This window comes from Paralcaligenes ginsengisoli (genome assembly GCF_054781135.1).
This window is the reverse complement of sequence record NZ_BAAGUZ010000029.1, coordinates 42,110-68,132: the sequence shown is the minus strand read 5'-3', so window position 1 is coordinate 68,132 and position 26,023 is coordinate 42,110. Positions and strand designations below refer to the sequence as shown.

Annotated in this window: 18 protein-coding genes; 10 read left to right on the top strand and 8 right to left on the bottom strand. The window is 58.1% G+C overall.

The window, feature by feature from the left end:
- From ACYVIS_RS13790 to ACYVIS_RS13745, 10 genes are all read left to right on the top strand, one after another.
- Positions 1–978: an ABC transporter ATP-binding protein gene (locus tag ACYVIS_RS13790; protein ID WP_232743731.1), complete on the top strand. Its 978-nt coding sequence runs from the start codon at positions 1–3 to the stop codon at positions 976–978.
- Positions 975–1,949, top strand: coding sequence for an ABC transporter ATP-binding protein (locus ACYVIS_RS13785; RefSeq protein WP_460874212.1), 975 nt, complete (start codon positions 975–977; stop codon positions 1,947–1,949). Before ACYVIS_RS13790 ends, ACYVIS_RS13785 begins: the two co-directional genes overlap by 4 nt.
- Positions 1,946–3,337: a M20 family metallopeptidase gene (locus tag ACYVIS_RS13780; RefSeq protein WP_460874210.1), complete on the top strand. Its 1,392-nt coding sequence runs from the start codon at positions 1,946–1,948 to the stop codon at positions 3,335–3,337. The genes ACYVIS_RS13785 and ACYVIS_RS13780 overlap by 4 nt, the downstream gene beginning before the upstream one ends.
- 26 nt (positions 3,338–3,363) lie before the next feature.
- On the top strand, positions 3,364–4,560 hold the full coding sequence (locus tag ACYVIS_RS13775; RefSeq protein WP_460874209.1) for a M20 aminoacylase family protein: 1,197 nt from the start codon (positions 3,364–3,366) through the stop codon (positions 4,558–4,560).
- Between the two features lie 243 nt (positions 4,561–4,803).
- On the top strand, positions 4,804–5,013 hold the full coding sequence (locus ACYVIS_RS13770; protein ID WP_232743735.1) for a cold-shock protein: 210 nt from the start codon (positions 4,804–4,806) through the stop codon (positions 5,011–5,013).
- 1,589 nt (positions 5,014–6,602) lie between these two features.
- A complete protein-coding gene (locus ACYVIS_RS13765; protein WP_460874208.1) occupies positions 6,603–7,856 on the top strand; it encodes an ATP-binding protein in 1,254 nt (417 codons plus the stop codon).
- A 13-nt stretch (positions 7,857–7,869) separates the two neighbouring features.
- Positions 7,870–9,096: an HD domain-containing phosphohydrolase gene (locus ACYVIS_RS13760; RefSeq protein ID WP_460874207.1), complete on the top strand. Its 1,227-nt coding sequence runs from the start codon at positions 7,870–7,872 to the stop codon at positions 9,094–9,096.
- Positions 9,093–12,266 carry an EAL domain-containing protein gene (locus ACYVIS_RS13755; protein WP_460874206.1) on the top strand — a complete coding sequence of 1,058 codons (3,174 nt, stop codon included), beginning with the start codon at positions 9,093–9,095 and terminating at the stop codon, positions 12,264–12,266. The genes ACYVIS_RS13760 and ACYVIS_RS13755 overlap by 4 nt, the downstream gene beginning before the upstream one ends.
- A gap of 120 nt (positions 12,267–12,386) precedes the next feature.
- The gene (locus ACYVIS_RS13750) at positions 12,387–13,937 is read left to right on the top strand and encodes a sensor domain-containing diguanylate cyclase (protein ID WP_460874204.1); all 1,551 of its coding nucleotides are present in this window, start codon (positions 12,387–12,389) and stop codon (positions 13,935–13,937) included.
- Positions 13,938–13,950: 13 nt separating this feature from the next.
- A complete protein-coding gene (locus tag ACYVIS_RS13745; protein WP_460874203.1) occupies positions 13,951–14,376 on the top strand; it encodes a GNAT family acetyltransferase in 426 nt (141 codons plus the stop codon).
- Positions 14,377–15,134: 758 nt separating this feature from the next.
- Here the strand turns inward: ACYVIS_RS13745 and ACYVIS_RS13740 are convergent.
- The 8 genes from ACYVIS_RS13740 to ACYVIS_RS13705 form a co-directional block, all read right to left on the bottom strand.
- Positions 15,135–15,353, bottom strand: coding sequence for a hypothetical protein (locus tag ACYVIS_RS13740; protein WP_232743741.1), 219 nt, complete (start codon positions 15,351–15,353; stop codon positions 15,135–15,137).
- A gap of 19 nt (positions 15,354–15,372) precedes the next feature.
- Complete coding sequence (locus ACYVIS_RS13735; RefSeq protein ID WP_460874202.1) at positions 15,373–17,172, bottom strand: gamma-glutamyltransferase family protein; 1,800 nt, start codon at positions 17,170–17,172, stop codon at positions 15,373–15,375.
- A 51-nt stretch (positions 17,173–17,223) separates the two neighbouring features.
- Positions 17,224–18,729, bottom strand: coding sequence for an ABC transporter substrate-binding protein (locus ACYVIS_RS13730; RefSeq protein ID WP_460874201.1), 1,506 nt, complete (start codon positions 18,727–18,729; stop codon positions 17,224–17,226).
- 319 nt (positions 18,730–19,048) lie between these two features.
- Positions 19,049–20,896, bottom strand: a complete 1,848-nt coding sequence (locus ACYVIS_RS13725) for a dipeptide ABC transporter ATP-binding protein (RefSeq protein WP_460874226.1) — start codon at positions 20,894–20,896, stop codon at positions 19,049–19,051.
- Positions 20,897–20,908: 12 nt separating this feature from the next.
- Complete coding sequence (locus ACYVIS_RS13720) at positions 20,909–21,781, bottom strand: ABC transporter permease (protein ID WP_460874200.1); 873 nt, start codon at positions 21,779–21,781, stop codon at positions 20,909–20,911.
- Positions 21,778–22,722, bottom strand: coding sequence for an ABC transporter permease (locus ACYVIS_RS13715; protein ID WP_460874199.1), 945 nt, complete (start codon positions 22,720–22,722; stop codon positions 21,778–21,780). The genes ACYVIS_RS13720 and ACYVIS_RS13715 overlap by 4 nt, the downstream gene beginning before the upstream one ends.
- 99 nt (positions 22,723–22,821) lie before the next feature.
- Entirely contained in the window at positions 22,822–24,339 is a 1,518-nt protein-coding gene (locus ACYVIS_RS13710; protein WP_232743746.1) for an ABC transporter substrate-binding protein, read from the bottom strand.
- Between the two features lie 29 nt (positions 24,340–24,368).
- On the bottom strand, positions 24,369–25,997 hold the full coding sequence (locus tag ACYVIS_RS13705) for a gamma-glutamyltransferase family protein (RefSeq protein ID WP_232743747.1): 1,629 nt from the start codon (positions 25,995–25,997) through the stop codon (positions 24,369–24,371).
- Positions 25,998–26,023 lie beyond the last annotated feature (26 nt).

Below are 26,023 nucleotides of genomic sequence, written 5' to 3'. Positions count from 1 at the left end.
ATGACTGATATTGTCCTGGATGTCCAAAACCTGGAGGTCGATATTCCAACAGCACGCGGCACCCTGCATGCGGTGCGCAACGTGTCGTTCCAGGTCCGGCGCGGCGAAACGCTCTGTATCGTGGGCGAATCGGGCTGCGGCAAATCCATGACCTCGCTGGCCCTCATGAGCCTGTTGCCCAAGACGGCCGAACGCCGCGCGCAAAGCCTTTCCTTCCTGGGTGAAGACCTCGGCAAGGCGGGGAAAAAACGCATCAATGCCCTGCGCGGCAATAAAATGGCCATGATCTTCCAGGAACCCATGACCGCCCTCAACCCGGCCTACACCATAGGCAACCAGTTGATGGAACCCTATCTGCACCACCGCAACAGCAGCGCAACCGAGGCCCGCGAGCGGGCCATCGATCTCCTGGGGAAAGTCGGCATTACCTCGGCGGCCGAACGGCTGGGCCAGTACCCGCACCAATTATCAGGAGGTTTGCGGCAACGCGTCATGATTGCCATGGCGCTCATGTGCAACCCCGAACTGCTGATTGCCGACGAGCCCAGCACGGCGCTGGATGTCACCATACAGGCACAAATCCTGCGACTGCTGGCCGACATACAAAAGGACCTGGGTATCGCCATGATACTCATCACCCACGACCTGGGGGTGGTGGCGCGCATCGCGCACCGTGTGGCGGTCATGTACGCGGGCGAAATCGTCGAAGAAGGCACCGCCCGCGAACTATTCGCCAATCCACGCCATCCCTACACGCAGGGCCTGCTCGGCTGCATACCCATCCCGGGCCGCACCGAACCTGGCGGCAGGCTGGGGACCATACCGGGCGTGGTTCCATCCCTCATCGGCCAATTCCACGGCTGCGGTTTTCGCGACCGCTGCCCCCATGCGCAAGACATCTGCGGTGCGACAATCCCCGTGCACGGCTCGCCGCCCGACCACAGCTGGCGCTGCATCCTGAACGGAGCCACGGCATGAGCGCACTACTGCAGGCCCACGGCCTGACGCGTACCTTTCGCGTGGGCGGCAGCATGTTCCAGCCGCGCCGCACCCTGCATGCGGTCAACGGCGTAGACCTCAGCCTCAATCGCGGCGATGTCCTGGCCATTGTGGGCGAATCGGGCTGCGGCAAATCGACCCTGGCCCGCATGCTGCTCGGCCTGCTGCCTTCCAGCACCGGCCGCATTACCCTCGATGGGCAAGACATACTCAGCCTGGATCGCCGCAAGCTGGCGCGACGCGTGCAGCCCGTGTTCCAGGATCCCTATTCGTCGCTCAATCCGCGGCGCAGCATCGCTTCGATCGTGGCTCTGCCGCTCGAAGTCCACCATATAGGAACCGCCGCCGAGCGGCGCGGCAAGGCCATCGAGATGCTCGAACGCGTGGGGCTTCCGGCGCGTTACGCCGACCATACGCCCGGCCAGTTGTCCGGCGGACAGCGTCAGCGTGTCGCCATTGCCCGAGCCTTGGTAATGAGCCCCGAAATCGTGATCTGCGATGAGCCCACCTCGGCCCTGGACGTATCGGTACAAGCCCAGATCCTCAATCTTCTGCTCGACCTGCGCCGCGAGTTCGGACTGACCTACGTATTTATCAGCCACAACCTGGCCGTCGTCGAGCACATTGCCACTCACGTTGCGGTCATGTATCTGGGGCGCGTCGTGGAGCAGGCCGACACGGCCACTTTGTTCCACAAGCCTCGCCACCCGTATACCCAGGCTTTGCTGGCCTCGGTGCTGACGCCCGAACCCGGCCTGGGCATTCCGGATATCGGCCTGGGCCTGGCCTTTCCAGATCCGCTAAATCCCCCGACCGGCTGCTCCTTTTATCCGCGCTGCCCGCAAAAACTGCTTCAGTGCAGCAGCCAGAGGCCGGACCTCATCTCGTATGAGCAAGGCAAAGTGGCCTGCCATCTATATCCGCCTATTACTTCAGGACAAACATCATGAGCCGCGCTCAAGCCATTGCCAACGCCCAGCAGCATTTCGATTCCGGCAAGTTCCAGGAAACCCTGGCCCGCCGCATCGCTATTCCCACCGAAAGCCAGAATCCCGAACGCCAACCCATACTGGCGGGCTACCTCGAGACCGAGATGCGCCCCGCTTTCGAAGCCATGGGCTTCGCCTGCCAGATCCTGACACATCCCAAGGCCAAGGCGCCGTTCCTGTTTGCCCAGCGGCTCGAAGACCCAAGCCTGCCCACGGTCTTCGGCTACGGGCACGGAGACGTGATACGCGGTCTTGATCCCGAATGGAAGGATGCTCTCTCACCCTGGACGCTCACGGCCTCGGAAGGCCGCTGGTACGGGCGCGGCATCGCCGACAACAAAGGCCAGCACTCGGTCAATATGGAAGCCCTGCGCACCGTTCTCGAAACACGCGGCAAACTGGGTTTCAACGCCAAATACCTGATAGAAATGGGCGAGGAAACCGGTTCCCCCGGCCTGCGCGAGCTGTGCGAAAACAATAAAGACCTGTTCAAGGCCGATTTGCTGCTGGCCTCCGACGGACCGCGCCTTGGCATTGAGCGCCCTACCGTATTCCTGGGCTCGCGCGGCAGCATGAATTTCGATCTGACCATCGAGGCGCGCAAGGGCGGGCATCATTCCGGCAATTGGGGCGGCCTGATCTCCAACCCCGGCATTCAGCTGGCACACGCCATAGCCAGCATCGTATCGCCCACCGGGCAGATCCGCATCCCCGAATGGGTTCCCGAAAAACTGCCCGCGTCCGTACGCCGTGCGCTGGCCGATTGCGAAGTCGACGGTGGAATCGACGGCCCCGAGATCGAACCCTGGTGGGGGGAGGCCGGATTATCGCCGGCGGAACGAGTATTCGGCTGGTGCTCTTTCGAGGTTCTGGCCTACAAGACAGGCAACCCGGAAACCCCTGTCAATGCCATTCCTCCGCGAGCCTGGGCGCGTTGCCAACTGCGCTTTGTAGTGGGAATCGATCCCGACGATATTCTGCCCGCCTTGCGCCGCCACCTGGACCGGCAAGGCTTTCCCATGGTCAAGGCCGAGCCGAATCGAGAAGGCAAGTTCCAGGCCACGCGCATCGATCCTGAAGACCCATGGGTGCAATGGGCCGTGGCCTCGATCGCCCAAACCAGCAGCAAAAAGCCGGCCGTGCTGCCTAATCTGGGGGGCTCGCTGCCCAACGACATTTTCACGGATATACTGGGCTTGCGCACCGTGTGGGTACCACACTCCTACCCAGGCTGCTCGCAGCATGCGCCCAATGAACACTTGCCGCCCGCCATATTGCGCGAAGGCCTGAGCATCATGACGGGCCTGTATTGGGACATGGGCGCCGGCAAAACGCCGAAACAGGCTTGACGCGACGACTCAAAGGTAAAGCTTTCATGACCATCCACACCCGCTACAGCCAGGTCGACGACCTGATCGATTCAACCGGTTTTCTCACACAAACCCGCCATCATTTGCATCACAACCCGGAACTTTCATTTCACGAGGTGGATACCGCCGAGCTGGTCGCATCGCGCCTGGAAGAATGGGGCTACCAGGTTACACGCAAAGTCGGCGGACATGGCGTCGTGGGAACGCTGAAACTGGGCAAGGGGGCACGCAGTGTCAGTGTGCGCGCTGATATGGACGCGCTACCCATCCAGGAAGAAACCAAGCTGCCCTACGCCAGCCGCCATGCCGGCCGGATGCACGCGTGCGGACACGATGGCCACACCACCATGCTGCTGGGTGCGGCCCGCCATCTTGCCCAAAAGCGGAATTTTTCCGGCACGGTACACCTGGTGTTCCAACCAGCGGAAGAAGCCGGGCGCGATAGCGGAGCCCAGCAAATGATTGCCGACGGGCTGTTCGAGCGCTTTCCGTGCGACGCCATCTTCGGCCTGCACAACCATCCCGGATATCCAGTGGGCACCTTCATGTTCGGCAGTGGCCCCTTCATGGCGGCCTCCGATACGGTCAAGATCACGATTCACGGCCGCGGCGGCCACGCGGCGCGCCCCCATCTGGCCGTCGATCCGGTGCTGATCGCCGGCAGCCTGGTCATGGCGCTGCAAAGCGTCGTGTCGCGCAATATCGACCCTACGCAAACCGCCATCGTCACAATCGGTACATTGAATGCCGGTATCGCGCCCAACGTTATCCCCGAATCCGCCACAATGGGCTTGAGCGTGCGCTCCTTCAGCGCCGATGTGCGGAAAAAACTGCAGCAGCGTATTACCGAACTGGTCACGCTGCACGTACAGGGCTATGGCGGCAGCGTGGATATCGACTATCGGCAAGGCTACCCTGTCGTGGTCAATAGCGAAGCCGAAACCGAATTCGCCCGCGGCATAGCCGAAGAACTCGTCGGCCCCGCGCGGGTAATTGCGCCTTTCGGCCCCATCACCGGCAGCGAAGATTTCGCCTATTACCTGCAGCACAAGCCCGGCTGTTTCCTGCGTTTGGGCAATGGCGAACACAGCCCCATGCTGCACAACGCTTCGTACGATTTCACGGACGACAACCTCACCGTTGGCGCCGCGTACTGGGCAAGGCTGGTGGAACGTTTTCTCGGGCAGGAGACACAGGTATAGCGGAAAAACAGGCCGTCAGGATGGGCATAACGGTCTTTCTGTGTCGATCACTCAAAAAAAACCTATAATAGAGCGCATTCGGCCTAGACTTTCGTCTTCGATAAGGCTACATTGCCGAATAGATTTTCAAGTTCGTTGAAATTAGTACAAGCCAGTACCAGAAACAGTACTTTTTTGCTCAAACCTTCACACCTTGATAGTCTCCCCTAGAGTATCGTGCTCGTAATTTTAAAGGTTGCAAAAATGAAAACAGAAACTGGTATCGTTAAATGGTTCAACAATGAAAAAGGCTTCGGCTTTATCACTCCTGAGTCGGGCGGCAAAGATCTGTTCGCCCACCACACCGACATCGTCGGCACCGGCTTCAAATCGCTCGAAGAAAACCAGCGGGTTTCCTTCGAAGTAGCTGAAGGCCCCAAAGGCCCCCAAGCCAAGAACATCCAGTCCGTCTAAACACGGAATGTTCGAAAAAGCCCACCGCATGGTGGGCTTTTTTTATGGGCAACGTTCTTGAGCGCAGCAGTGCTGCAACACGACACATGGCTTCCGGGGCATTTTTGGTTCGAGTGTGTATACGGCAATGGATGCGTTTCAGTGGTTTTCGTTTTAAGCTGTTTTTAGGCTTGGGTTGTGCTTTGGGCTGCCTGTACTGGCTTGAACGATGGCTTTGGGCTGTGCGTTGCTGTGTAGTCTGTGTGGGTGTGATGGTAGTTCTAAAAAGACGCCGCAGGGTGGGCGGTGCTGTGCAGTCCGGCACGTCCAGCGGTCGTGGTGCTGCGCACCCCGACTGCCCGGGTCTGCCTCGTCCAGGCGGGCGTCGGGCCAACTCGCCTGGCCTCGCGAGGCCAGGCTCAAACAGGGCCCGCCGACAGCCCCCGCCTTCCCTTCGTCAGCACCCGGCGCTGGACTACCGCCGGACTGCACAGCACCACCCACCCTGCGGCTCGCGTTGAGGAAATGCATAGAGGTATACATTGGGGAAGCCGCGTTTAGCCAATCACAGGCTACGTTGAAGCGTCGGGCGCTTAGTAAATCCAGGGTTCGGCACAGCGTGGTGTAGTGGACACTCGATAGAGGCATGAGTGCGGGCACGTTAACGGTTCTATAGCCGCAGACCCATTAACGGTAGGTGCAAGCACATTAATTCCAGGCAGGCCGTCTCCACACGCCGTCTATCCTTCCAGGCACACCGTTCCAGGTGCACCATTCCAGGCAATCGTTCTAGGCATGCCGCAATGTGAGCCGTCTATCGGGGCTTGGGGTCAGGACCGGCGTAAGGCGTGCGCCGGATGCTACCGTAGGGAAGGCGGGGGTAGTCGTCGGGCGTGTTTGAGCGGAGCCCCGCACCGCGGGGCGTAGCGAGTTCGCCCGACGCCCGCCTGGACGAGGTAGATCCGGATCAAGCACGCCGTGCCGGTCCTGACCCCAAGCCCCGATAGACGGCGTCTTCAAATACCAAAACCGTAAATACCAAAGCGACCAAAACACCGAATCCCATAAACAGCCGAATCAAAAATACTCAGAAGTTCGTTCAAGCTATAAAATACGCTCCAAAAATGTTGCATTTTATTAACAATGTATATCATTGAGATACTAAACCTTGAATCTTTGTTTCTCGACCGGTGCCTGTAAGGTACGATATTCCCTACAAATTTTCTCTCGAACATCACGGCTACGGTCAGCCTCATTACTACAAGACCCGAGGCTGTCGAGAGGTCGCCAGGCAGCAGGGGCTTACGCCTGCATTGAACAGGCAGCTGCTTGTAACTTCAGTACTACATTGCTGCAGTTGGCTCATACCAGCGCAGTCGAGTACGACCTTATGCCGACACCGCACGAGATCACTCGAAACAGGGGGGCAGTACGCCAATATCGCGCAACCGTTCCCATCGCAGCGATTATGAAGGGCGTCACAGAGCAGCACAAAAAAGCCAGAATTTGCCAGGCGGGTGGCCTAGTAGTTTCGCTTGCCGCAACAAGTACCACGAGACTCAGGCGCCTACTGCGACGCCACTATAACAATGCCGGGAAACAATTCATCTATGCAAAATATGCTCATTGCCCTGGACGACGCCCTCCCCTTGGGTCTGGTCATATTGGATCAATATGGCGCAATCAAGCATATGAACCCCCCCATGCTCCAATGGTCCGGCCAGACACTGGAAACCGTGCTGAATCAGGATTTTTTGTCTGTCATTCCCGCAGTCAATGGCGAGGCTTTCCGCAGCATACAGGCGGAAAACCTGGAAGGCCTGACGGCAGGACACAGCACGAATGAAAATCCGGACATAAGCGAAATCAGCCTGAATGCCGTATCGCCGCAGAACCGGCAACCCCGAGGCCTGATATGTTTTCCCCTGGGAGAACAGGCCCCCGGCCGGCACCACGCTCTGCTGTTTTACGATCCGGAGGAAACAGAATTATTTTATCAAGGGCTTGTTGCGGCTATCCGCCAGCTGCAGTCCACGCACGCATCGCAGCTTCGCCTGCAAAAGAAACTGGAACGCGCCAACAATCATCTTCTGCAGTCTGAAAAGCTCGCGGGGATCGGGCAACTGGCGGCAGGTGTCGCGCACGAAATCAACAACCCGATCGGGTATGTCTTTTCCAACCTTAAAGCACTGGCCGGCTACATGCAGGACATGCTCAAGATTATCGATGCCATCGACGATACCGAAAGCATAAACGACCTGCGCCAGTTAAAACGGACATTGGAGTACGACTATATCCGGGGCGATATTGAAGCGCTTATCGTGGAATCCGAAGAAGGCATCGATCGGGTAAAAAAGATTATTACGACGCTCAAGGATTTTTCCCATATCGATGAAGACGTGTTTCGCCTGGAGGACCTGCACCGCGGGATCGACACCACTCTTAATGTCGCCAACAACGAGCTCAAATATAAAGCAAAAATAATCAAAGACTACGCCCAGTTGCCAAAAGTCGAATGCAACGCATCGCAAATCAATCAGGTACTCCTGAATCTTCTGCTTAACGCCGCTCAATCCATTGACAATTTTGGGACGATCACGATCAGAACCAGGCATGAGGAGCCATGGGTGCGGATAGACATAGAAGATACAGGCTGTGGGATGGATAAAGCCACGGCAAGCAGGGTTTTCGACCTGTTCTTTACAACCAAGCCGGTGGGCTCCGGCACAGGACTGGGACTCTCCCTTTCTTACAGCATCGTTCAAAAGCATCACGGCCGCATAGAAGTTTTCAGCACCCCGGGGAAAGGCTCGCAGTTCAGGGTCTGGTTACCCATAAGGCACATCGATCTACTTGATATCTAGGAGAACAAATATAATGCATGATGCACAGCCCGTAGAAGGCACATCGACCTTGCTGATCGTCGACGATGACAAAAACATTACCAGCAGCTTGCAACGAACCTTGCGGGGCAAGCCTTATCATGTATTGACGGCCGAAAACGGCGATACTGCGCTTCAGGTGCTGGAACAAAATTCAATCGACCTGGTCATTTCCGATGGCCGCATGCCGGGGATGGATGGAGCCGCGCTGCTTGCCGAGGTGCGGCGCCGCTGGCCCGACAGAATGCGCATGCTGCTGACCGGCTACCCGGATATCGGCGCCACTATCGACGCGATCAACGAAGGCGGGATTTATCGCTATATAAGCAAGCCCTGGGACGATGCGGAACTTTGCACAACCATAGAGCGGGCTCTCGCATCCCGCAACCACGCGCGCCGGAAAACGCGGACAGAGCTGCGGCAAAGTCACGCCAAGACGGTGGAAATATTTTCATCATTGATAAACCAAAGGCTGCCTCAGGGCGGATCCCTGAACAAAGAAATCGCGGCCCTGGCGCACAACTTTTGCAAGGCCCAGGGGCTTCCCCAGAAGTTGATGGACGACCTCGCCTTGGCGGCCACTTTGTACAACGTCGGCAAGCTGACTTGGCCCGATGCGCTCATCACTGTGCCGGCCGACCAGATGGACAGAGAGCAACGGGAACGCTACCGCGACTATCCGTGCGCTGGGGGAAGCCTGCTGGCCGCGCTGGACCCCACCCACGATGCGGCGAAATTCGTACGGCACCATCAGGAGCGGTGGGATGGCACGGGCTTCCCGGATGGATTGGCGGGCCATGCGATTCCCCTGGGCGCGCGAATCCTGAAATTGGCCGTGGATTTCGTTGAAATGCAGGAAGGAATCGTGCTGACGCGCAGGCTGACGCGCGACGAGATACTCGCCAACATGCCAAAGTATGCCATGCGGCTTTACGACCCCTTGCTGTGTCCCGAGTTCATCGAAGTGGCGGGTAAAGTCGACTCCCCCGGCCAGGAAGAAGAAGACAGCACAATCCTGGCTTTGACGATACCCTGTCTCGAACCGGGGATGATAATGGCCCAGGACCTGCATGCGGGCAGCGGCATGCTGCTGCTCAAAGGCGGTCAGGCCCTGACGGAAAGTCTGATCAACAAGCTCCAGATCTTCGAGGATGCCGATCAGGCGCAATACACACTGCATGTGCGCCGCCCCGATCAAAACGCCACTGAGGGCGGAGAATGAATAACAAGCCATTATCCGACGCGATATGGCCTGCCGAAGCCATATCCCCAGGCGAGGCATCGGGAAACAATCGCGAAACATTGACTCGCATGCCTGTACTCGTGGTGGCCTTTACCTTGATCTGGTTCGGCGTTCTGGGTGGCGTCCATTACCTATGGGCAGAAGGCGGCGCGGTGCTCCCTGCGTTTATTTCGCCGGATCGCGCCATAGTGTTTTTTTTGTGCGGCACAGCCATGGCTACAGCCAGAGACCGGGCCAACATCTCGCGCATTCTGGCTTGCGGCGCGTTGCTGGTGAGCGTATCGCATCTATACAGCGATCTGCTGCCCGCCGCCCCCCTGGATGCGCCTTCGGCCTTTGGAAGGCTGCCTCACGTCATGGCTTCGTGGGCCATGTTGACAACCATCCTGTCCCTGGGGCTGGTCTGCCGCAATCTGGGTGCGCCGGGCCGGCGCGCCTCGTTCTACTTGGGCATTGCCGCCACAACAGGCGCTGTCCTGGATCTTGTGGCTCAATGGGGATTCTCTTCAAGACTCTACGACAGCGCCGACGCCGCCAAGATAACAGCCATCATGGGAATTCTGGGTGGGTGTGCGGTCGTGGCCTTGAGCCGAAAGACAAGCCTGGAAGATGTATTGCGCGATAGAGCCATCGCCATCACTATTGTCCTGGGCACACTGGCATCGGTGCTTGGCTGGCATGTCGTGACTGAACAAAGCCTACGCACAACGAGCCACCATGATCAGGCGGCATTCAAACGCGCAGCGCTAAACGTAAAAAATTCGATCGCCGGCCAGTTGGCCCTGTTCGACAGGATGAGCAGGCGCTGGAATGCATTGGATGGAACGCCACCGGAAAAACTGGTCCGCGAGGAACTGGACAGTTATCTGGACAGCGTTGCATCGCTCAGTCTTATTGCAGTTCTGGATGACAATCACCGCATCCAATGGATACAAAGCAAAGACGGCGTGGCCCGCCGCTGGCTGGAGCAGAACCTGGCCGGCATGGACTACCGTCGGTGGCTGAACCGCATGCAAATAAGTCCAGGCGCGCATCTGGGCTATGCGGAGGCCATTTTTCCGAAAAAAACGCTGGCGATCATTGCGGCCCCCCTGGCCGGCCCCGGCACACAGGGATGGACTATCGTTGCCGTCGAAAACATTTCAGCGCTGCTGTCGGAAGCTTTCGGGGCGAGCGACAGCCCGCTGCATTTTCGTGTCGAACAAAATGGCCAGCCGCTTTTTGGCGAGGCGGCAAGCCAAGGCTATCTTTCGCGAGTCGGCGAATCTGCGATATCCCTGCGCCACGGCACTGTCTGGACCTTATCGTCATGGCGCACAGGGCCGCTGACCGAAGGGCTGGCGGCATTGCTGGCCAATATCGTACTGCTGGTGGGCCTTGCACTTACCGCATTCCTGATCAGAACACAACGACTGGCATCGGGCATTCGTCATCGCTCCATCCAGTTGCATCACGGCTCGCTCCACGATGCCCTGACGAACCTTCCCAACAAGCGGCAGCTCGAGCTGCAACTAAGCAGGGTCTGCCAGGCGGCAAAGGCCGAGAACGCCGCCGTTTGGGTCGTCTTGGTCAATCTCGATGGCATGAAACTCATCAACGACTCCATGGGCCATAACATCGGCGACAAAATCCTTGTGGAAGTCGCTCAACGCATGCGTGAAGAAGTGGGTAAAAAAGGGGTTCTGGCCCGTATAGGCGGAGTCGAGTTCGTGGTTGTACATGCGGGTGTTGCGCGTCAAGATGTGCTTGATGCCACGCGGCGCATTATTGCCGCCGTTACCGGACCGTACCATATCGAGAATATGCAATTTCGCCTGACGGCCAGTGCGGGCATAACGGTTACCAACGATCACGCGGCCGAACCGATGGAGCTTGTGCGTGAAGCCGATCTGGCCATGACCCGTGCCAAGTACAACGGCCGCAACACGTGGCATGAATATACGACCGATTTAAGCGCACTCGTGGCCGAGCGCCTTTCATTGCGAACCGAACTTCAGAAATTCCTGGATGAAGATGGCCTCGAGCTGCACTATCAACCCCTGATCGACGGCAGCACAGGCCGTATAGTAGGCGTGGAGGCCCTGCTGCGTTGGCAACACCCGACTCTTGGATATATTCCCCCCTCGGTTTTTATTCCATTGGCCGAAGAAACCGGGCAAATCATTCCCTTGAGCGATTGGGTATTGAACACGGCATGCCGCCACATCAAAACCCTGAAAACGCGAAACCTGTCCGACTTTCCCGTGGTCGTGAATATCTCGCCCCTGCATTTTCAGAGAACCGATTTCATAGATAGCATCAGGAAGAAGCTGCAGACCTATTCCCTGCCCGCAAAATGCCTGGAAATCGAAATTACGGAAGGGATATTGCTGGACAATGCCACCCATACCATTACCAAGCTGAAAGAGCTGAAAGAAATAGGCGTGGCCGTATCCATAGACGATTTCGGGACCGGCTATTCCAGCCTCAACTATTTGAAAAATCTACCCATAGACAAAATCAAGATAGATCGCTCTTTCGTCAACGAGGTAATCAGCGACAGGCATGACGCCGCTATTGCAAAAGCGATTATCGACATAGCGCATCATCTGAATGTAAAAGTCATTGCGGAAGGAGTGGAAACAGAATCGCAGTACTGGTTTCTGAAGCGCAATTTCTGCGATCAGTTTCAGGGGTATCTGTTCGCCAAGCCCATGTCATTCGGAGACCTGGAGCAGCGGCTCAAAGAACATGGAGGCTGCGAAATCCTGCCGGAACCCAAATACAAAAAAGAATCCGACCGGACTCTCTTGTTGCTGGATGATGAAGAAAATATTCTTCGCGCCCTGGCACGGCTGCTGCGTCGCGACGGCTATCGCATTCTGACGGCAAAAACGCCGCCCGAGGCATTCTCGATATTGGCGACTCACGATGTTCAGGTAATTCTGTCCGATCAACGCATACCCGAAATGACCGGCACGGAATTTTTCAGCAGCGTCAAGAAAATGTATCCGGCCACCGTCCGTCTGATACTTTCCGGCTACACCGACCTGAAATCGGTCACGGAAGCCATCAACCGGGGTTCAATATATAAATTCCTGACCAAGCCCTGGGATGAGGAAGAATTACGCAGCGAAATCGCGCATGCTTTCAAAGGCTATGTGTCGTAAGGCGATCCATGTATTGCAGCCTGCGCGGCCCCTTGCCGACAGCCATGGCCGCACGGGAAAACGCTATGCTATGGTGCTGTGGGCACCATAGCGTTATTATTCGCCAAAGAACAACGAATAATGAAAACAACTTGCGCTCCGTCGATCCTCTCGCGGCTTGTATTGCTGGCCACGGCATGTATTGTGCCTGCCTCGTTGATGGCTGTCCTGCTTATTACCTACGACTATCATCAAGCCCGGACACAACTCACGCACAACTCAATGTCGACGGCCAGGGCGATGGTCCTGGCCGTCGACAGGGACTTCGCCAGCACAGAGTCCACTCTGATTGCCCTGGCCACGTCACCGTACCTGAGCACTCAGGATTATGCCGCCTTTTATAGACAGGCCAGCGAAATTCTTCGCGATCCGGCAAACATCGCCATTGCATTAAGCGACGCAGCGGGAAAACAATACCTCAACACCATTCGTCCGTATGGCGCACCGCTTCCCCGACAAAGCAATTCCCGTCAGCTGCAACGTGTTGCCGAGACGCAAAAAACGGTGATTTCCAATCTGTTTGTCGGCCCTGTAACCCGCCGGCCTCTCGCTGTCATGGGCGTCCCGGTCGTACGCAAAAACAAGGCCATCTATAACTTAAGCGCGGGAATGTTCGCCGAGCATTTCAGCAAACTGCTTGCCCAGCAAACATTGCCCCCAGACTGGATTGGCACTATTGTGGACAAGAGTGGAACGATTGTCGCCACCACCCACGACACGCATCGGCTCACAGGCATGCAAGCCCCCCTGAGCCTGATCAAGCATATGACCCTGGACCACGAAGGCTCGTTTGAAAATACCACCCTGGCGGGCGCACCCGCGCTGACTGTTTTCAGCCAATCTCCCATATCAGGCTGGACCATAGCGATAGAAATCCCGACCCAAAGCTTGGATTCCGCTTTGTGGGATAGATTCTTCTGGCTGATCTTCGCTACCGCCGCACTGCTGGCAGGCAGCCTGGGCTTCGCCTGGCTGATCGGCGGAAAGATAGCCCGATCGGTACGCGGCCTGGCCTCTCCGGCGCTTGCGCTGGGACGCGGCGAACCGGTCAAGCCATCGTCATACCATCTCAAAGAAGCCGACGAAGTCGGGCTGGCCTTGGTAAAAGCCTCCGAGATGCTTTTTCATGCCCGGCATCAGGCCAACCACGATCTTCTTACCAAACTCAGCAACCGGTCGCTTTTTACGGAAATCGTCGATCAGCAGTTGCGGCTTTTGGGAAGAATCCACAGCCACATGTCCATTCTCTACATCGACCTGGACGGTTTCAAGGCGGTCAATGACGAACATGGCCACGCGGCGGGAGACAAGCTGTTGCGTTTGGCGGCCGAACGGCTCAAGGCGGGAATACGGGAGTCCGATGTTGCCGCGCGACTGGGCGGCGACGAATTCAGTGTCCTGCTGGTCAATGCCTCGATGGCGGACGCGGAAATGATCGCCAAGAAACTCGCCAAGAGTCTTTCCGTTCCATACCAGCTTGACACATTATCCGTCGAGGTTTCGGCCAGTATCGGCGTAGCCAGCTTTCCCGAGTCGGGAACCACCAGCAAGGCGCTTTTGCACAGCGCAGATCATGCCATGTACAAAGCAAAGGCGATGGGCAAGGGGTGTGTGGTTGCAGAAATCAGCTAAGGAATACTCATCTATGCAAATCCGTGCCTATCAAGCCGCCGACGAAGAGGCTGTCATCGCCCTCTGGCACGAATGCGGGCTGGTTCGGCCCTGGAATAATCCGCGGCGCGACATTGCTCGCAAGCTTACCGAACAGCCTGAACTCTTTCTGGTGGGCACTGTAGCGCAAACCCTTGTCGCCACCGCCATGATCGGCTTCGATGGCCACCGCGGCTGGCTCTATTATCTTGCGGTTGCGCTCACGCATCGTCATCAGTCCTATGGCCGGCAGCTCGTGCAGGAAGCAGAGCATTTGCTGATCCAGCGCGGCTGCCCCAAGCTGAATCTGCTGGTGCGCTCTTCCAATTCAAAAGTCATCGAGTTCTACCAGAAACTGGGCTACGCCCAGGACGAAGCGGTCAGCCTGGGGCGCAGGCTTATTCCCGATCAGGATACCTGAGCTTTCCGTGGTCAGGCTCACCGGCCGCTAGAGAATTTTTGGTTTAAGTGTTTACGGGGGTGGACGCGTTTCAGTGGCTTTCGTTTTGAGCCGTTCAGGTCTGAGTTTATTACCTTGGACGGCAGTTCTATTAAGACGCCGCAGGGTGGGCGGTGCGGTGTAGTCCGGCACGTCCAGCGGTCGTGGTGCTACGCACCCCGACTGCCCGGGTCTGCCTCGTCCAGGCGGGCGTCGGGCGAACTCGCGTCGCCCCGCGATGCGGGGCGCCACTCAGACAGCGCCCGCCGAAAGCCCCCGCCTTCCCTTCGTCAGCACCCGGCGCTGGACTACCGCCGGACTACACCGCACCGCCCACCCTGCGGCTTGCGTTGAGGCAATGCATAGAGAGAGGCATTAGGGTCATGCACTGAGAGAAACGGTGAGGTCATGCATCGAGGTATACGCTGGGGCCGGCACGTTCATTCCAGGCATGCCCTAACGTGAGCCGTCTATCGGGACTTGGGGTCAGGACCGGCGTAAGGCGTGCGCCGGATGCTACCGTAGGGAAGGCGGGGGCTTTCGGCGGGCGCTGTCTGAGCCCAGCCTCGCGAGGCTGGGCGAGTTCGCCCGACGCCCGCCTGGACGAGGTAGATCCGGATCAAGCACGCCGTGCCGGCCCTGACCCCAAGCCCCGATAGACGGCGTCTTCAAATACCAAACCGTAAATACCAAAGCTACCAAAACGTCAAATGCCGCAAACACTTCGAACAAAAAATGCTCTAAGCAGGCCTTTGCCGCAACGAGTCGATCCAGTCCGGGTTGGGCTGGCCCACCCATGCCAAGGCCTGGGCGCGCGATGGCGCGCGCCACACCCCGCCGCCTATGCTCGGCAGCGGTTTCACCCCATACCAGAACCAGCGGCCGTCTTCGTCCTGCGCCACCCAGTTCCATCCGTGCGGAGCGCCCGACCAATCCGGCTCATTTATTTCGACAGACATTCCATTCCCTGGATCACCGTTATCGCCCGGCGGCATAGGCTTGAAGCAGCCGTGGCGAAGCAGCAGCGTGCATCAGGCCATCTTCGTCACGCGACACTGCGGTCAATCGCCCGATACTCCATTCCGGCGACTCTTCAATCTGATGCCCGCGCCGCTGCAAGTCGTCGATCACCTCGCGGCCATAGCTGCTTTCGATTGTAATATTTCCGGGCTTGCGACCGCGTGGATAAAAGGAACTGGGAAAATGCTGTGTGTGAAACATGGGCATATCGATGGCTTCCTGCAAGTTGAAGCCTTGCTGAATATGCCGTAAAAACAGGATCAATTGCCATTGCTCCTGTTGATCGCCTCCGGGTGTGCCGAAAGCCATGTAAGGCACCCCGTCTTTTGACAGGAACGTGGGGCTCAGCGTGGTTCTCGGCCGCTTATAAGGAGCCAGCGTACCGGGCAGACCCTCTTCGAGCCAAAACATTTGGGCCCGGGTATTCAGGCCAAAGCCCAAGCCCGGTATCACCGGCGACGATTGCAGCCAGCCGCCCGATGGCGTGGCCGCAATCATATTGCCCCAGCGGTCAATTACGTCAATGTGCGTGGTATCGCCCTTCTTGGCCGACACGAGCCGGTTTGCCTTATCCATGGCGGAAAGAGGCGTGTCATCCGCCGTTTGGGGCGACAGGCGGTTCAGGACAGCCATGACGCGCGCGACTTGCGCCTCGTAGCCCGGGATTATGCCTGGGCTCAATTCATTGAATGCCTGTTCGCCAATAAGGCGGCTGCGCACCCGGTTATATTCGTCGGACAAAAGCACGGACAGCGGAACATCGATAAAATCGGGGTCGCCGTAATAGGCCTCACGGTCGGCGAAAGCCAGCTTCATGGCTTCAACCAACAGGTGCACGAAACGCGGGTCGCCCGGCTTCAGGCTTGAAATATCGGTGTGCTTGAGCAAGGCCAGCACTTGCAGGAATGTCGGGCCCTGGCTCCACGGCCCCGTTTTGGCGACATTTATATTTCCATATTGGTACTGCAGCGGCGCTTCGTAACTGGCCGACCAGCGGGCCATATCGTCGCCTCTTATGACTCCCTTATGCGGCGCCCCGCTTTCGTCCATCACTTCCGTATGGGACGCGAACCGATCGATTGCCTCGGCCACAAAGCCCTTGTAAAACACTTGCCTGGCCATTTCGATTTGCTTTTCGCGATTGCCTCCGACGCTTTCCGCCTCGGTCAGCAAGCGGCGCCAGGTATTGGCCAGCGCCGGATTGCAAAAAAGCTTCTTTCCCCTGGGAACAGCACCTTGAGGCAAGTAGACTTCGGCCGAAGTCGGCCAATATGCCTCAAAAAAATCCTTCATGCTCGCAATGGTGTTGGACACGCGCGGCAACAGCGGATGGCCTGTCTGGGCGTAATAAATGGCCGGCTCCAGCACATCGCGCAGCGACTTCGTGCCGTGGTCGCGCAACAGGATCATCCATGCGTCGAAAGCGCCGGGCACCACCGCAGCAAGCAGCCCGTTGCCGGGGATAAGCGTTAAACCTTCAGCCCGATAGCGGTCCAGCGTGGCGGCGCCCGGCGTAGTGCCTTGCCCACACAGCACTTCGATTTTTTTTGTGGCTGCCGAATAGAAAATACCCGGCACTTCGCCGGCCGGCCCCACCAGATTGGGCTCGACCACATGCAACACGAACGCGCTGGCCACGCACGCATCGAAGGCATTGCCGCCGCGCTCCAGCATCGACATGCCTACCGCGGTGGCAAGCCAGTGAGTCGAGGTGACAACACCGAAAGTGCCGGCGATTTCCGGACGGGTCGTAAACATAATCAATGGCCTAGAATGTAAAAAGACTCGAACAAGCCAAACGGCAATGGCCTACTGCTTGGCCAGTTCCACCCCTTTCAGGCGAATCAGGCCGTCGGGATAGGGCACAAACCCCTTTACCCGTTTCTGCACGGCAAAGGTCCAGGGTAGATAGTAGGTGTAGAAAATGGGCCGTTCAACCTGCATCCGCTGAAGGAATTCCGCATAAAGCGCCTTGCGTTTGCCGGTATCCTGCTCCACTCGCGCATCGACCAGCAGCTTGTTGAGTTTTTCGTCGCAGAACTTGCCATCGTTGAGGCTGCCCTTGCAACTGACATACTGAAACACGTTGCCGCTGGGATCGACGCGGCCCGACCAACCGGCTTGCCCAAGCTGAAAATCGCCGCGCGCCAGAGTCGATTGCAAGGCGGCAAATTCCATGGGCCTGAGGCTGATGTCGAATCCGGCTTCACGCCCCGTCGCCTGTATCAGTTCCATGACCTGCTGCATAATAGTATTGGTGCCATACGAGATTTCAACCTTGACCCGATCAAACCCTGCCTCCTTCAACAAGGCGCGCGCCTTTTTTACATCGCGGCCTTTACGCTCGACGCTCTTGTCGTAAGCAAAACTGGCGGGAGGGAAAGGCTGGAAAGCGGGCTGGTACAGGCCCATCCCCACGACCTGATTTATGGCGTCCCTGTCGATGGCTAGATCAAAAGCCTGCCTGACTCGAGCATCTTTCGCAAAAGGGTTGCTGGCCCCTCGAGGGCCATTGGCAAAATTGACCGAAATGGCCTGGAAGCCCAGGCCGGTAATCGGCATGAATACGAGGCTGGGATCGTTCTTGACTGTTTCGGCGTCGCTCGGGGCAATGCGCTCGGCCATATTCAGCCCGCCGGCGCGCAGGTCATTGAGCCGCACCGTTGCGTCGGGAACCGGCTTGAAGATGACCGTATCGATATGAAAATCCTTGGCATCCCAGTATTGCGGAAATTTTTCCAGCACAATGCGGTCGTTCTGGACGCGCTCCTTGAAACGATAAGGGCCGGAGCATACGGGATGTTTTCCTGGATCTTTATCGAAGCTTTTCGGCGACTGCATCATGCCCGCACGATCGGACAACTGCGACAGGAACGATGCGTCGGGCTCGGACAAATGGAGCACGACTGTCCTGGAGTCCGGCGCGTCGACGCTGACCAGCGTTGCCAGCTCGCTTTTGCGATTGCTGTCGGGCAATGTCTTGGCGCGATCGAGGTTGGCCTTGACCGATGCGGCATCGATAGGAGTGCCGTCGTGATATACGGCTTTATCGCGTAAAGTGAATTTAAGTGTTTTATCGTCGAGCCATGTCCATGAGGTGGCCAATTGGGGAACGATTTTCAGGTCGGGCGTGATGTCAACAAGCTTGTCGCACAGCGACGCAAATACAATACGACCCACGAATGTCCTGGCTCGCACCGGATCAAGCTGGTCCGGATCGTCCTGCAAGCCTATTTTCAGGGTAGTCTGGGCAAACGCCGCGCCCGATAAAAGCACGCCCGCTATCGCTGCGATTTTCAGGATTACCTTGTTCATGATCAAGCTCCAATGGAAATGAGTTGTTTCGTTGGCGGATTAGATTCTTGGAACATCAAGCGGTGCCGGTGGGCCAGGCTGGGCAGGCGAGCTCGAACCCGCCACGCCAAGGACCCGGGGCGGGGAATCAAGGGAGCAACTGTCTGAGCGTGACGCTTGCGCACAGCCCGGGGGGCTGTGCGCCACGCGAGTTTTGCGACCGCCCCGAGCCAGGTCCTTGGCGTGGGCAGCCCTGGCACAGCCAGGGCCGGGTGAGGCGAGCCTGCCCAGCCTGGCCCACCGGCACCGCTGGCGCGGGCATCGGCAATACCGTCCGGCATCAATAGACCCCTACAGAATGGCGCGCCACAAAATGACCCTTGCCGACCTCCACCAGAGGCTCGACCAGCGGATCATCGCCCACACTGCGCACGGCGCTGGGAATTTCATCCACCAGCAGCGAGTGCTCCCGGTGCCGGCGCGAAGGGTCGGCAATCGGCACGGCAGCCATGAGCTTTCTGGTGTAAGGATGTTGCGGACTCTCGAAGATGGCGCTGCGCGGGCCGATTTCAACCACCTGCCCCAGATACATCACCACCACTCTATGGCTGACGCGCTCCACCACGGCCATATCGTGGGAAATGAACAGGATGGACAGGCCCAGCTCGCGCTGCAGGTCCAGCAACAGATTGACGATCTGCGCCTGTATGGATACATCCAGGGCGGACACCGATTCATCGGCAATAATGATTTTCGGGTTCAAGGCCAGGGCCCGCGCGATGCAAATGCGCTGCCTTTGTCCGCCTGAGAATTCATGGGGATAGCGGTCTATCATTTCAGGACTCAGGCCGCACTTGTCCATCAGCCAGCGCACCCGTTCGTACGCTTTGCGCCCTTTGGCCACGCCGTGGATCAGCAGCGGCTCCATAATTGAATAACCGATGGTCACGCGCGGATCGAGCGATGCAAAGGGGTCCTGGAACACGAACTGGATGTTCTTGCGCAAGGCCTGCATCTGGCCCGCACTCAAAAGGCTTATATCCTGCCCCGCGAAAAGAATTTTCCCGGCACGCAGCCGCTCCAGCTGGGCCAGGGAGCGTCCGGTGGTGGTTTTGCCGCAGCCCGACTCACCCACCAGGGCCAGCGTTTCGCCCGGATATAAATCGAAACTGACCTGCTCCACGGCATGCACCCGCTGACGCACGCGGCCAAACAGGCCGCTGGCAATATCGAACCGCGTTACCAGCTTATCGACTTGCAGGAGCGGCCCTTGCTCATATTTGACCGTGGATGACAGCGGCAGCGGCTCTTCATGGGCGGACGCGGCGTCGGCACCCAGCAAAGCAAAGGGCGTGGGCTGGCCTATGCCTTTCATGGAGCCCAGTTTCGGCACCGCGGACAACAAGGCTTTGGTGTACCAGTGCTGAGGCTGATTGAATAAAGCATCGGATGAGTTTTCTTCCACCTTTTCACCACGATGCATCACCATGACCCGGTCCGCCACTTCGGCCACGACCCCCATGTCATGCGTGATGAAAATCACGCCCATATCCATGTCCTGCTGCAATTGGCGTATAAGCTGCAGGATCTGGGCCTGGATGGTGACATCCAGGGCGGTGGTGGGCTCGTCGGCAATCAGCACCTGCGGCCGGCACGACAGCGCCATGGCGATCATGATGCGCTGTCGCATGCCGCCCGACAATTGGTGAGGATAGCGGCCTTGTATCGCACGGGCATCGGGAATACGCACGGTTTCCAGCAGGCGCAGCGTTTCCGCCTGGGCCGCGGCCGCATCCATGCCTTGATGCAGGCGCAGCGCCTCGGCAATCTGATTGCCGGTGGTAAAGCTCGGGTTCAGGGACGTCATGGGTTCCTGAAAAATCATGGCGATGTCGGCGCCGCGTATCGTCCTCATGGCGGGCTCGCTTGCGGCGACCAGATCGAGCACGTCGCCGCTGCGACGGCGCAACAGGATTTCGCCGTGTGTAATGCGGCCCTTGCCAAACTCGACCAGGCGCATCACCGACAAGGACGTTACCGACTTGCCGGAACCCGACTCCCCCACAATCGCCAGTGTCTCGCCCTTTTCCACGTAAAAGGACACATTGCGCACCGCCTGGACCAGGCGATCAGGGGTTTTAAAGGAAACGCTCAAGTCTTCAACTTGAACGACACGCTCTGCATTCATCATCGGCATATGTCAACTATCCTGACGCGGGTCCAGCGCATCGCGCAGGCCATCACCCAACAAATTGAATCCGAATACCACCAGGAAAATCGCCGAGCCCGGAAAAACCGACATCCAGGGCGCCTGGATCATGAAATTCTTTGCCGTATTCAGCATCGACCCCCAGGAGGGATCGGGCGGCTGCAAACCCAGCCCCAGGAACGACAGGCTCGCCTCGGCAATGATTGCGCTGGCAATCAGGATGGTTGCCTGCACAATCAGCGCCGGCATGATATTGGGCAATATGTGGCGCAGGATGATGCGGCGGTTCGAGGCACCCAGCGAGCGCGTGCTCTGGACGTAATCTTCGTTCTTGACCGACAAGACCTGGCCGCGCGCCAGGCGTATGAACAACGGCGCGGCCGACATCCCGATGGCAATCATGGCGTTGATCAGGCTGGGGCCCAGGAACGCCGCCAGTGCAATGGCAAGAATCAGAAACGGAATCGAAAACAGGGCTTCCGTCACGCGTGAAATACAGCCGTCGATCCAGCCGCCGAAATAACCCGCCAGCAAGCCGAACGGCACACCGACCATCAGGGCGATCAGGACCGAGCACATGCCCGCCATCAGGGACGCGCGCGTGCCATACACCATCCGGCTGAAAATATCGCGCCCCAGTTCGTCGGTGCCGAACCAGTGTGCCGCCGACGGCGCCTTGCGAATGGCCGAAAAACTGACCTGCACCGGATCTTGGCCGGCAATGAGCGGGGCCAGTACGGCAACCAGGACAAAAAACAGGACAATGACGGCCCCAAGCACGGCCGAGCGATTCCGCTTGAACTTTCCCCAGGACCGGCTCCTGCGGCGGGGAGCGGCGCCCGCATTCATGACTTGCGCATTCATGCGTACCTCAACCGGGGATTGACCAGGATATACAAGATATCGGCAATTAATGTCAGTGTAATGAAGCCCACCGCAATGCACAGCACAATGCCTTGCACCACGGCGTAATCACGGTTGAACACGGCGTCGACCAGCAATTTTCCAAATCCCGGTATGCCGAAAATCTGTTCCGTCAGCACCGCTCCGGCGAGCAGTTCGCCAAACAGGATCGTCACCAACGTCACGATCGGCATCAGGGCATTGCGCAAGGCATGACGCAGCACCACCACCCATTCCGAAGCGCCTTTGGCGCGCGCGGTACGTACGTAATCGGCGCTCAAGGCCTCGAGCATGGCCGAACGCGTATGGCGCATCAGGTAAGCGCTGATAACCGTCGACAGCACGGCCGCGGGCATGAGCATGGTTTTAAGCGACAGGCCGAGATCTTCACTTGGCGGCACAAAGCCCGAAGCGGGAAGCAGCTTCCAGTGGACGGCAACTATCATGATCAGGATGATGCCCAGCCAGAAATTGGGTATGGACATTCCGGACAAGGCAAACAGATTGGCTCCAAACTCGAGCCGCGTGCCTTTTTTTACCGCGGCCAGTATGCCCAGGGGAATTCCTATGAGAATGGAAAAAAACATGGCCATCACCGCCAACTGGATCGTGACGGGCAGCTTTTGTTTGACCAGAACCGTCACGGGAATATCGGTGCGCAGCGACACGCCCAGGTTGCCCTGCCCAACCTGCTTGACCCAAGCCAGGTACTGCACCGGCAAGGGATCGTTCAGGCGGTATTTTTCCCGCAAATAGGTCAGTACGGCCGGATCCCGCTCTTCGCCCGCCATGGCCAGCACCGGGTCGCCCGGCAGGATTTTCTGCAGACTGAAAATAAGCATCGACACCAGTATCAGCGTCGGTATCGCCACAATTATGCGGCGCAAAATAAGTTTGAACATGCCAGGGTGCCCTGCAATGCTTGATAGATTGAAAGACAGGCCGTGTGCGTCAAAGCCGCTGCCTGGTTGCGGCCTTGACGTGCTGCGTAGGCCTGGGGCCTAGTTTTTGGAGAAAGACACACCCTTCAGGCGGATCATGCCATCCGGATACGGCGTGAAGCCTTGCACCTTCTTGCGCACGGCGAACGGCCAGGGCTGGTAATACGTATACAGGCTGGGCAGATCGTCCTGCAAAATAGTCTGGGCCTGATCGTAAATAGCCTTGCGCTTGGCTTCGTCAGGCACGGTGCGGGCTTCCTTCAGCAATTTGTCCACCTCGGGATTGCAGTATTTGCCGTCGTTCAGGGCGCCGCCGCAGGTCACGAAATTGTAGATATTGCCATCCGGATCCACCCGGCCCGACCAGCCGCGCATGTCGACCTGGAAGTTGCCCTTGGAATCGTCCGCCAGCATGGCGGCATATTCGGTGGGACGCAGGCTTAGCTGGAACCCGGCCTGGGCCGCCATGGCCTGCACCATTTCGGCCGTCGAAGATGCAATCGTATTGTTGCCGAAGGTCAATTCAGCCTTGACGGTTTCCATGCCGGCTTTTTTCAGCAGCGCCTTGGCCTTGGCGATATCGGGCTTGGTGACCGGGAACTTGTCACTGTGGTAAGGGCTGGCCAGGGGAAAGGGTTGCTGCGCCGGGATGAAAATGCCGCCCCCGATAACCTGATTGATGGCATCGCGATCGATGGTCAACTGGAAGGCCTGCCGGACCAGCTTGTTGCTGAACGGATTGGTCTTGGCCTTGGGGCCATTGGCCACGTTGAACATGAATTGCTGGAAACCCAAGCCGGTGACGGGTGCGAACACCAGGCTTGAATCGGCCTTGACTTGCGCCACATCGGACGGATTCAGCCGCTCAAGAATATCGATGCTTCCGGAACGCAGATTCTGCAGGCGCACGGTTGTATCGGGAATGGGCATGAACACCACTTTCTTGAAGGCAAAGTCTTTGGCGTCGTAGTACTTGTCGAATTTTTCCAGGACGATGCGGTCGTTCTGCACACGCTCCACGAATTTGTAAGGACCCGAGCAAATCGGATCGCGCCCCACCGTGGCGGCGTTATCGGCACCCTGGAAGCTTTTGGGCGACAGCATCATGCCCGCACGGTCCGACAGTTGCGCAAGCAAGGTCGCGTCGGGCTGCTTCACCGTAATGACCAGGGTGGAGGGATCGGGGGCATCGACCTGCTGGATCGAAGCCAGCTCGCCCTTGCGCTGGCTTTCCTTCATGGTTCGGTCGCGATCCAGATTGGCCTTGGCGGCCGCCGCATCGAACTTGGTGCCGTCATGGAACAAGACATCATTGCGCAGCTTGAACGTCAAGACCTTGTTGTCGGGACTCCAGGACCAGGACGTGGCCAATTGCGGAACGAACTGCAGCTTGGCATTGATATCGACCAGCTTATCGCACAAGGACGTAAAGACGATGCGCGACACATACGTGCGTGAACGGGCCGGATCGAGGGTATCCGGGTCCTCCTGCATGCCGATGCGCAAGGTTTGCGCAAAACTGGCCGTGGCCGCCGCGCCCAGCACCAGTCCGCCCAGCAAAACCGTGATTTTTTTCATATGTTTGTCTCCTGATTGATCTTATTGTCTTAAAACCCGACGGCCTGACCGTCGCGCCGGCTGTCGCTGGCCGCCACATACCCCTTCTCGTTGTCGTCCTCGGACATGCGCCAGATAAACTGCCCGGCGCCGAAATCCATATAGGGATCATAAACAGACTTGAATTTATGTCCAAGAGACTTCAAGCCTTCGACCGTGCCGGCGTTCATGTTCGGCTCGATATCGAGGGTAAAGTCGCGGTTCACTTTCCAGCGCGGAGCGCAGCAGGCGGCCTGAGGCTGCTGATCGTAATCGATCATGCGCACAACGGTCTGCAAATGCCCCTGGGGCTGCATATCGCCCCCCATGACGCCGAAGCTCATGACCGGCTTGCCATCTTTGCTGAGGAATCCGGGAATAATGGTATGGAACGGCCGCTTGCCTCCTCCGACCACATTGGGCGAGGCGGGGTCCATGGAAAATCCGACTCCGCGGTTCTGCATGCTGATCCCGGTGCCCGGCACCACGACGCCTGAGCCGAAGCCCATATAGTTCGACTGAATGAACGAAACCATCATGCCGCTTTCATCGGCGGCTGTCAGATAGATGGTGCCTCCCGCATACGGCCGGCCGGCCGCGTAGGTCCCGGCCTTGTCCAGGCGAATCAGCTTGGCCCGGCTGTCGAGGTAATTGTCGTCCAGCATCTGCAGCGGCGTGATGTCCATGGTGCGCGGTTCGGACACATAACGGTATAAATCGGCGAAGGCCAGTTTCATCGCTTCGATCTGGACATGCTGCGACTGCACGGAATCGACCGGCATATTGCGCAGGTCGAAATGTTCGGCAATCCCCAAAGCCATCAAGGCCGCAATGCCCTGGCCATTGGGAGGGATTTCATGGAGCGTATAGCCATGATAGTTCCTGGATATGGGTTCGACCCATTCCGGCCGGTAGTTGCGCAAATCGTCGAGTGTCATAGCGCCATTGCCTGCACGGCTGAACGCGGCGATCTTCTCGGCCAGCTCGCCTTCATAAAAATCGCGCCCGCGGCTTTGGGCAATGCGCTTCAGCGTGACGGCGGCATCGGGAAAACGGAAATGCTCTCCTACTTCGGGGGCACGGCCCTCGGGCATGAATGCCTGGGCATAGCCCGGCTGGTCTTTCAGCTCTTTTGCCGCCTTGGCCCATTTTCCCGCCACGATCGGCGGAACGGCATAGCCCCGTTCGGCGATTTCGATCGCCGGCTCGAACAAAACCTCGAAAGGCAGTTTGCCGAACTTTTCATGCAAGGCTGCCCAGCCCGCCACGACACCAGGTACGGTGGCGGAATCCCATCCGCGTATCGGCTGATTGGCCTGGCCATTGCTGTCGACGCCATGCTTGCGCTTGAAGTACTCGACATTCCAGGCCGCCGGCGCCACGCCGGATGAATTCAGGCCATGCAGCTTTTTGCCATCCCACAAGATCGCGAAGCAATCCCCGCCGATTCCGCAGGAAACCGGCTCGACCAGTACCATCGTGGCGGCCGCGGCAATCACCGCATCAACCGCATTGCCGCCTTTGAGCATCATGCGCAATCCCGCTTGCGCCGCCAGCGGGTGCGAGGTTGAAACCACATTGCGCGCAAACAGGGGGGCGCGAATGGAAGGGTAAGGATTGGTCCAGTTAAAGTTTTTCATACAAGCGCTACAGATATTTGGGGGGC

Bases quoted from the DNA above. Each gene is read 5' to 3' on its own strand.
- ACYVIS_RS13790 (WP_232743731.1), top strand. From the start codon at position 1: ATGACTGATATTGTCCTGGATGTCCAAAACCTGGAGGTCGATATTCCA.
- ACYVIS_RS13785 (WP_460874212.1), top strand. From the start codon at position 975: ATGAGCGCACTACTGCAGGCCCACGGCCTGACGCGTACCTTTCGCGTG.
- ACYVIS_RS13780 (WP_460874210.1), top strand. From the start codon at position 1,946: ATGAGCCGCGCTCAAGCCATTGCCAACGCCCAGCAGCATTTCGATTCC.
- ACYVIS_RS13775 (WP_460874209.1), top strand. From the start codon at position 3,364: ATGACCATCCACACCCGCTACAGCCAGGTCGACGACCTGATCGATTCA.
- ACYVIS_RS13770 (WP_232743735.1), top strand. From the start codon at position 4,804: ATGAAAACAGAAACTGGTATCGTTAAATGGTTCAACAATGAAAAAGGC.
- ACYVIS_RS13765 (WP_460874208.1), top strand. From the start codon at position 6,603: ATGCAAAATATGCTCATTGCCCTGGACGACGCCCTCCCCTTGGGTCTG.
- ACYVIS_RS13760 (WP_460874207.1), top strand. From the start codon at position 7,870: ATGCATGATGCACAGCCCGTAGAAGGCACATCGACCTTGCTGATCGTC.
- ACYVIS_RS13755 (WP_460874206.1), top strand. From the start codon at position 9,093: ATGAATAACAAGCCATTATCCGACGCGATATGGCCTGCCGAAGCCATA.
- ACYVIS_RS13750 (WP_460874204.1), top strand. From the start codon at position 12,387: ATGAAAACAACTTGCGCTCCGTCGATCCTCTCGCGGCTTGTATTGCTG.
- ACYVIS_RS13745 (WP_460874203.1), top strand. From the start codon at position 13,951: ATGCAAATCCGTGCCTATCAAGCCGCCGACGAAGAGGCTGTCATCGCC.
- ACYVIS_RS13740 (WP_232743741.1), bottom strand. From the start codon at position 15,353: ATGTCTGTCGAAATAAATGAGCCGGATTGGTCGGGCGCTCCGCACGGA.
- ACYVIS_RS13735 (WP_460874202.1), bottom strand. From the start codon at position 17,172: ATGTTTACGACCCGTCCGGAAATCGCCGGCACTTTCGGTGTTGTCACC.
- ACYVIS_RS13730 (WP_460874201.1), bottom strand. From the start codon at position 18,729: ATGAACAAGGTAATCCTGAAAATCGCAGCGATAGCGGGCGTGCTTTTA.
- ACYVIS_RS13725 (WP_460874226.1), bottom strand. From the start codon at position 20,896: ATGAATGCAGAGCGTGTCGTTCAAGTTGAAGACTTGAGCGTTTCCTTT.
- ACYVIS_RS13720 (WP_460874200.1), bottom strand. From the start codon at position 21,781: ATGAATGCGCAAGTCATGAATGCGGGCGCCGCTCCCCGCCGCAGGAGC.
- ACYVIS_RS13715 (WP_460874199.1), bottom strand. From the start codon at position 22,722: ATGTTCAAACTTATTTTGCGCCGCATAATTGTGGCGATACCGACGCTG.
- ACYVIS_RS13710 (WP_232743746.1), bottom strand. From the start codon at position 24,339: ATGAAAAAAATCACGGTTTTGCTGGGCGGACTGGTGCTGGGCGCGGCG.
- ACYVIS_RS13705 (WP_232743747.1), bottom strand. From the start codon at position 25,997: ATGAAAAACTTTAACTGGACCAATCCTTACCCTTCCATTCGCGCCCCC.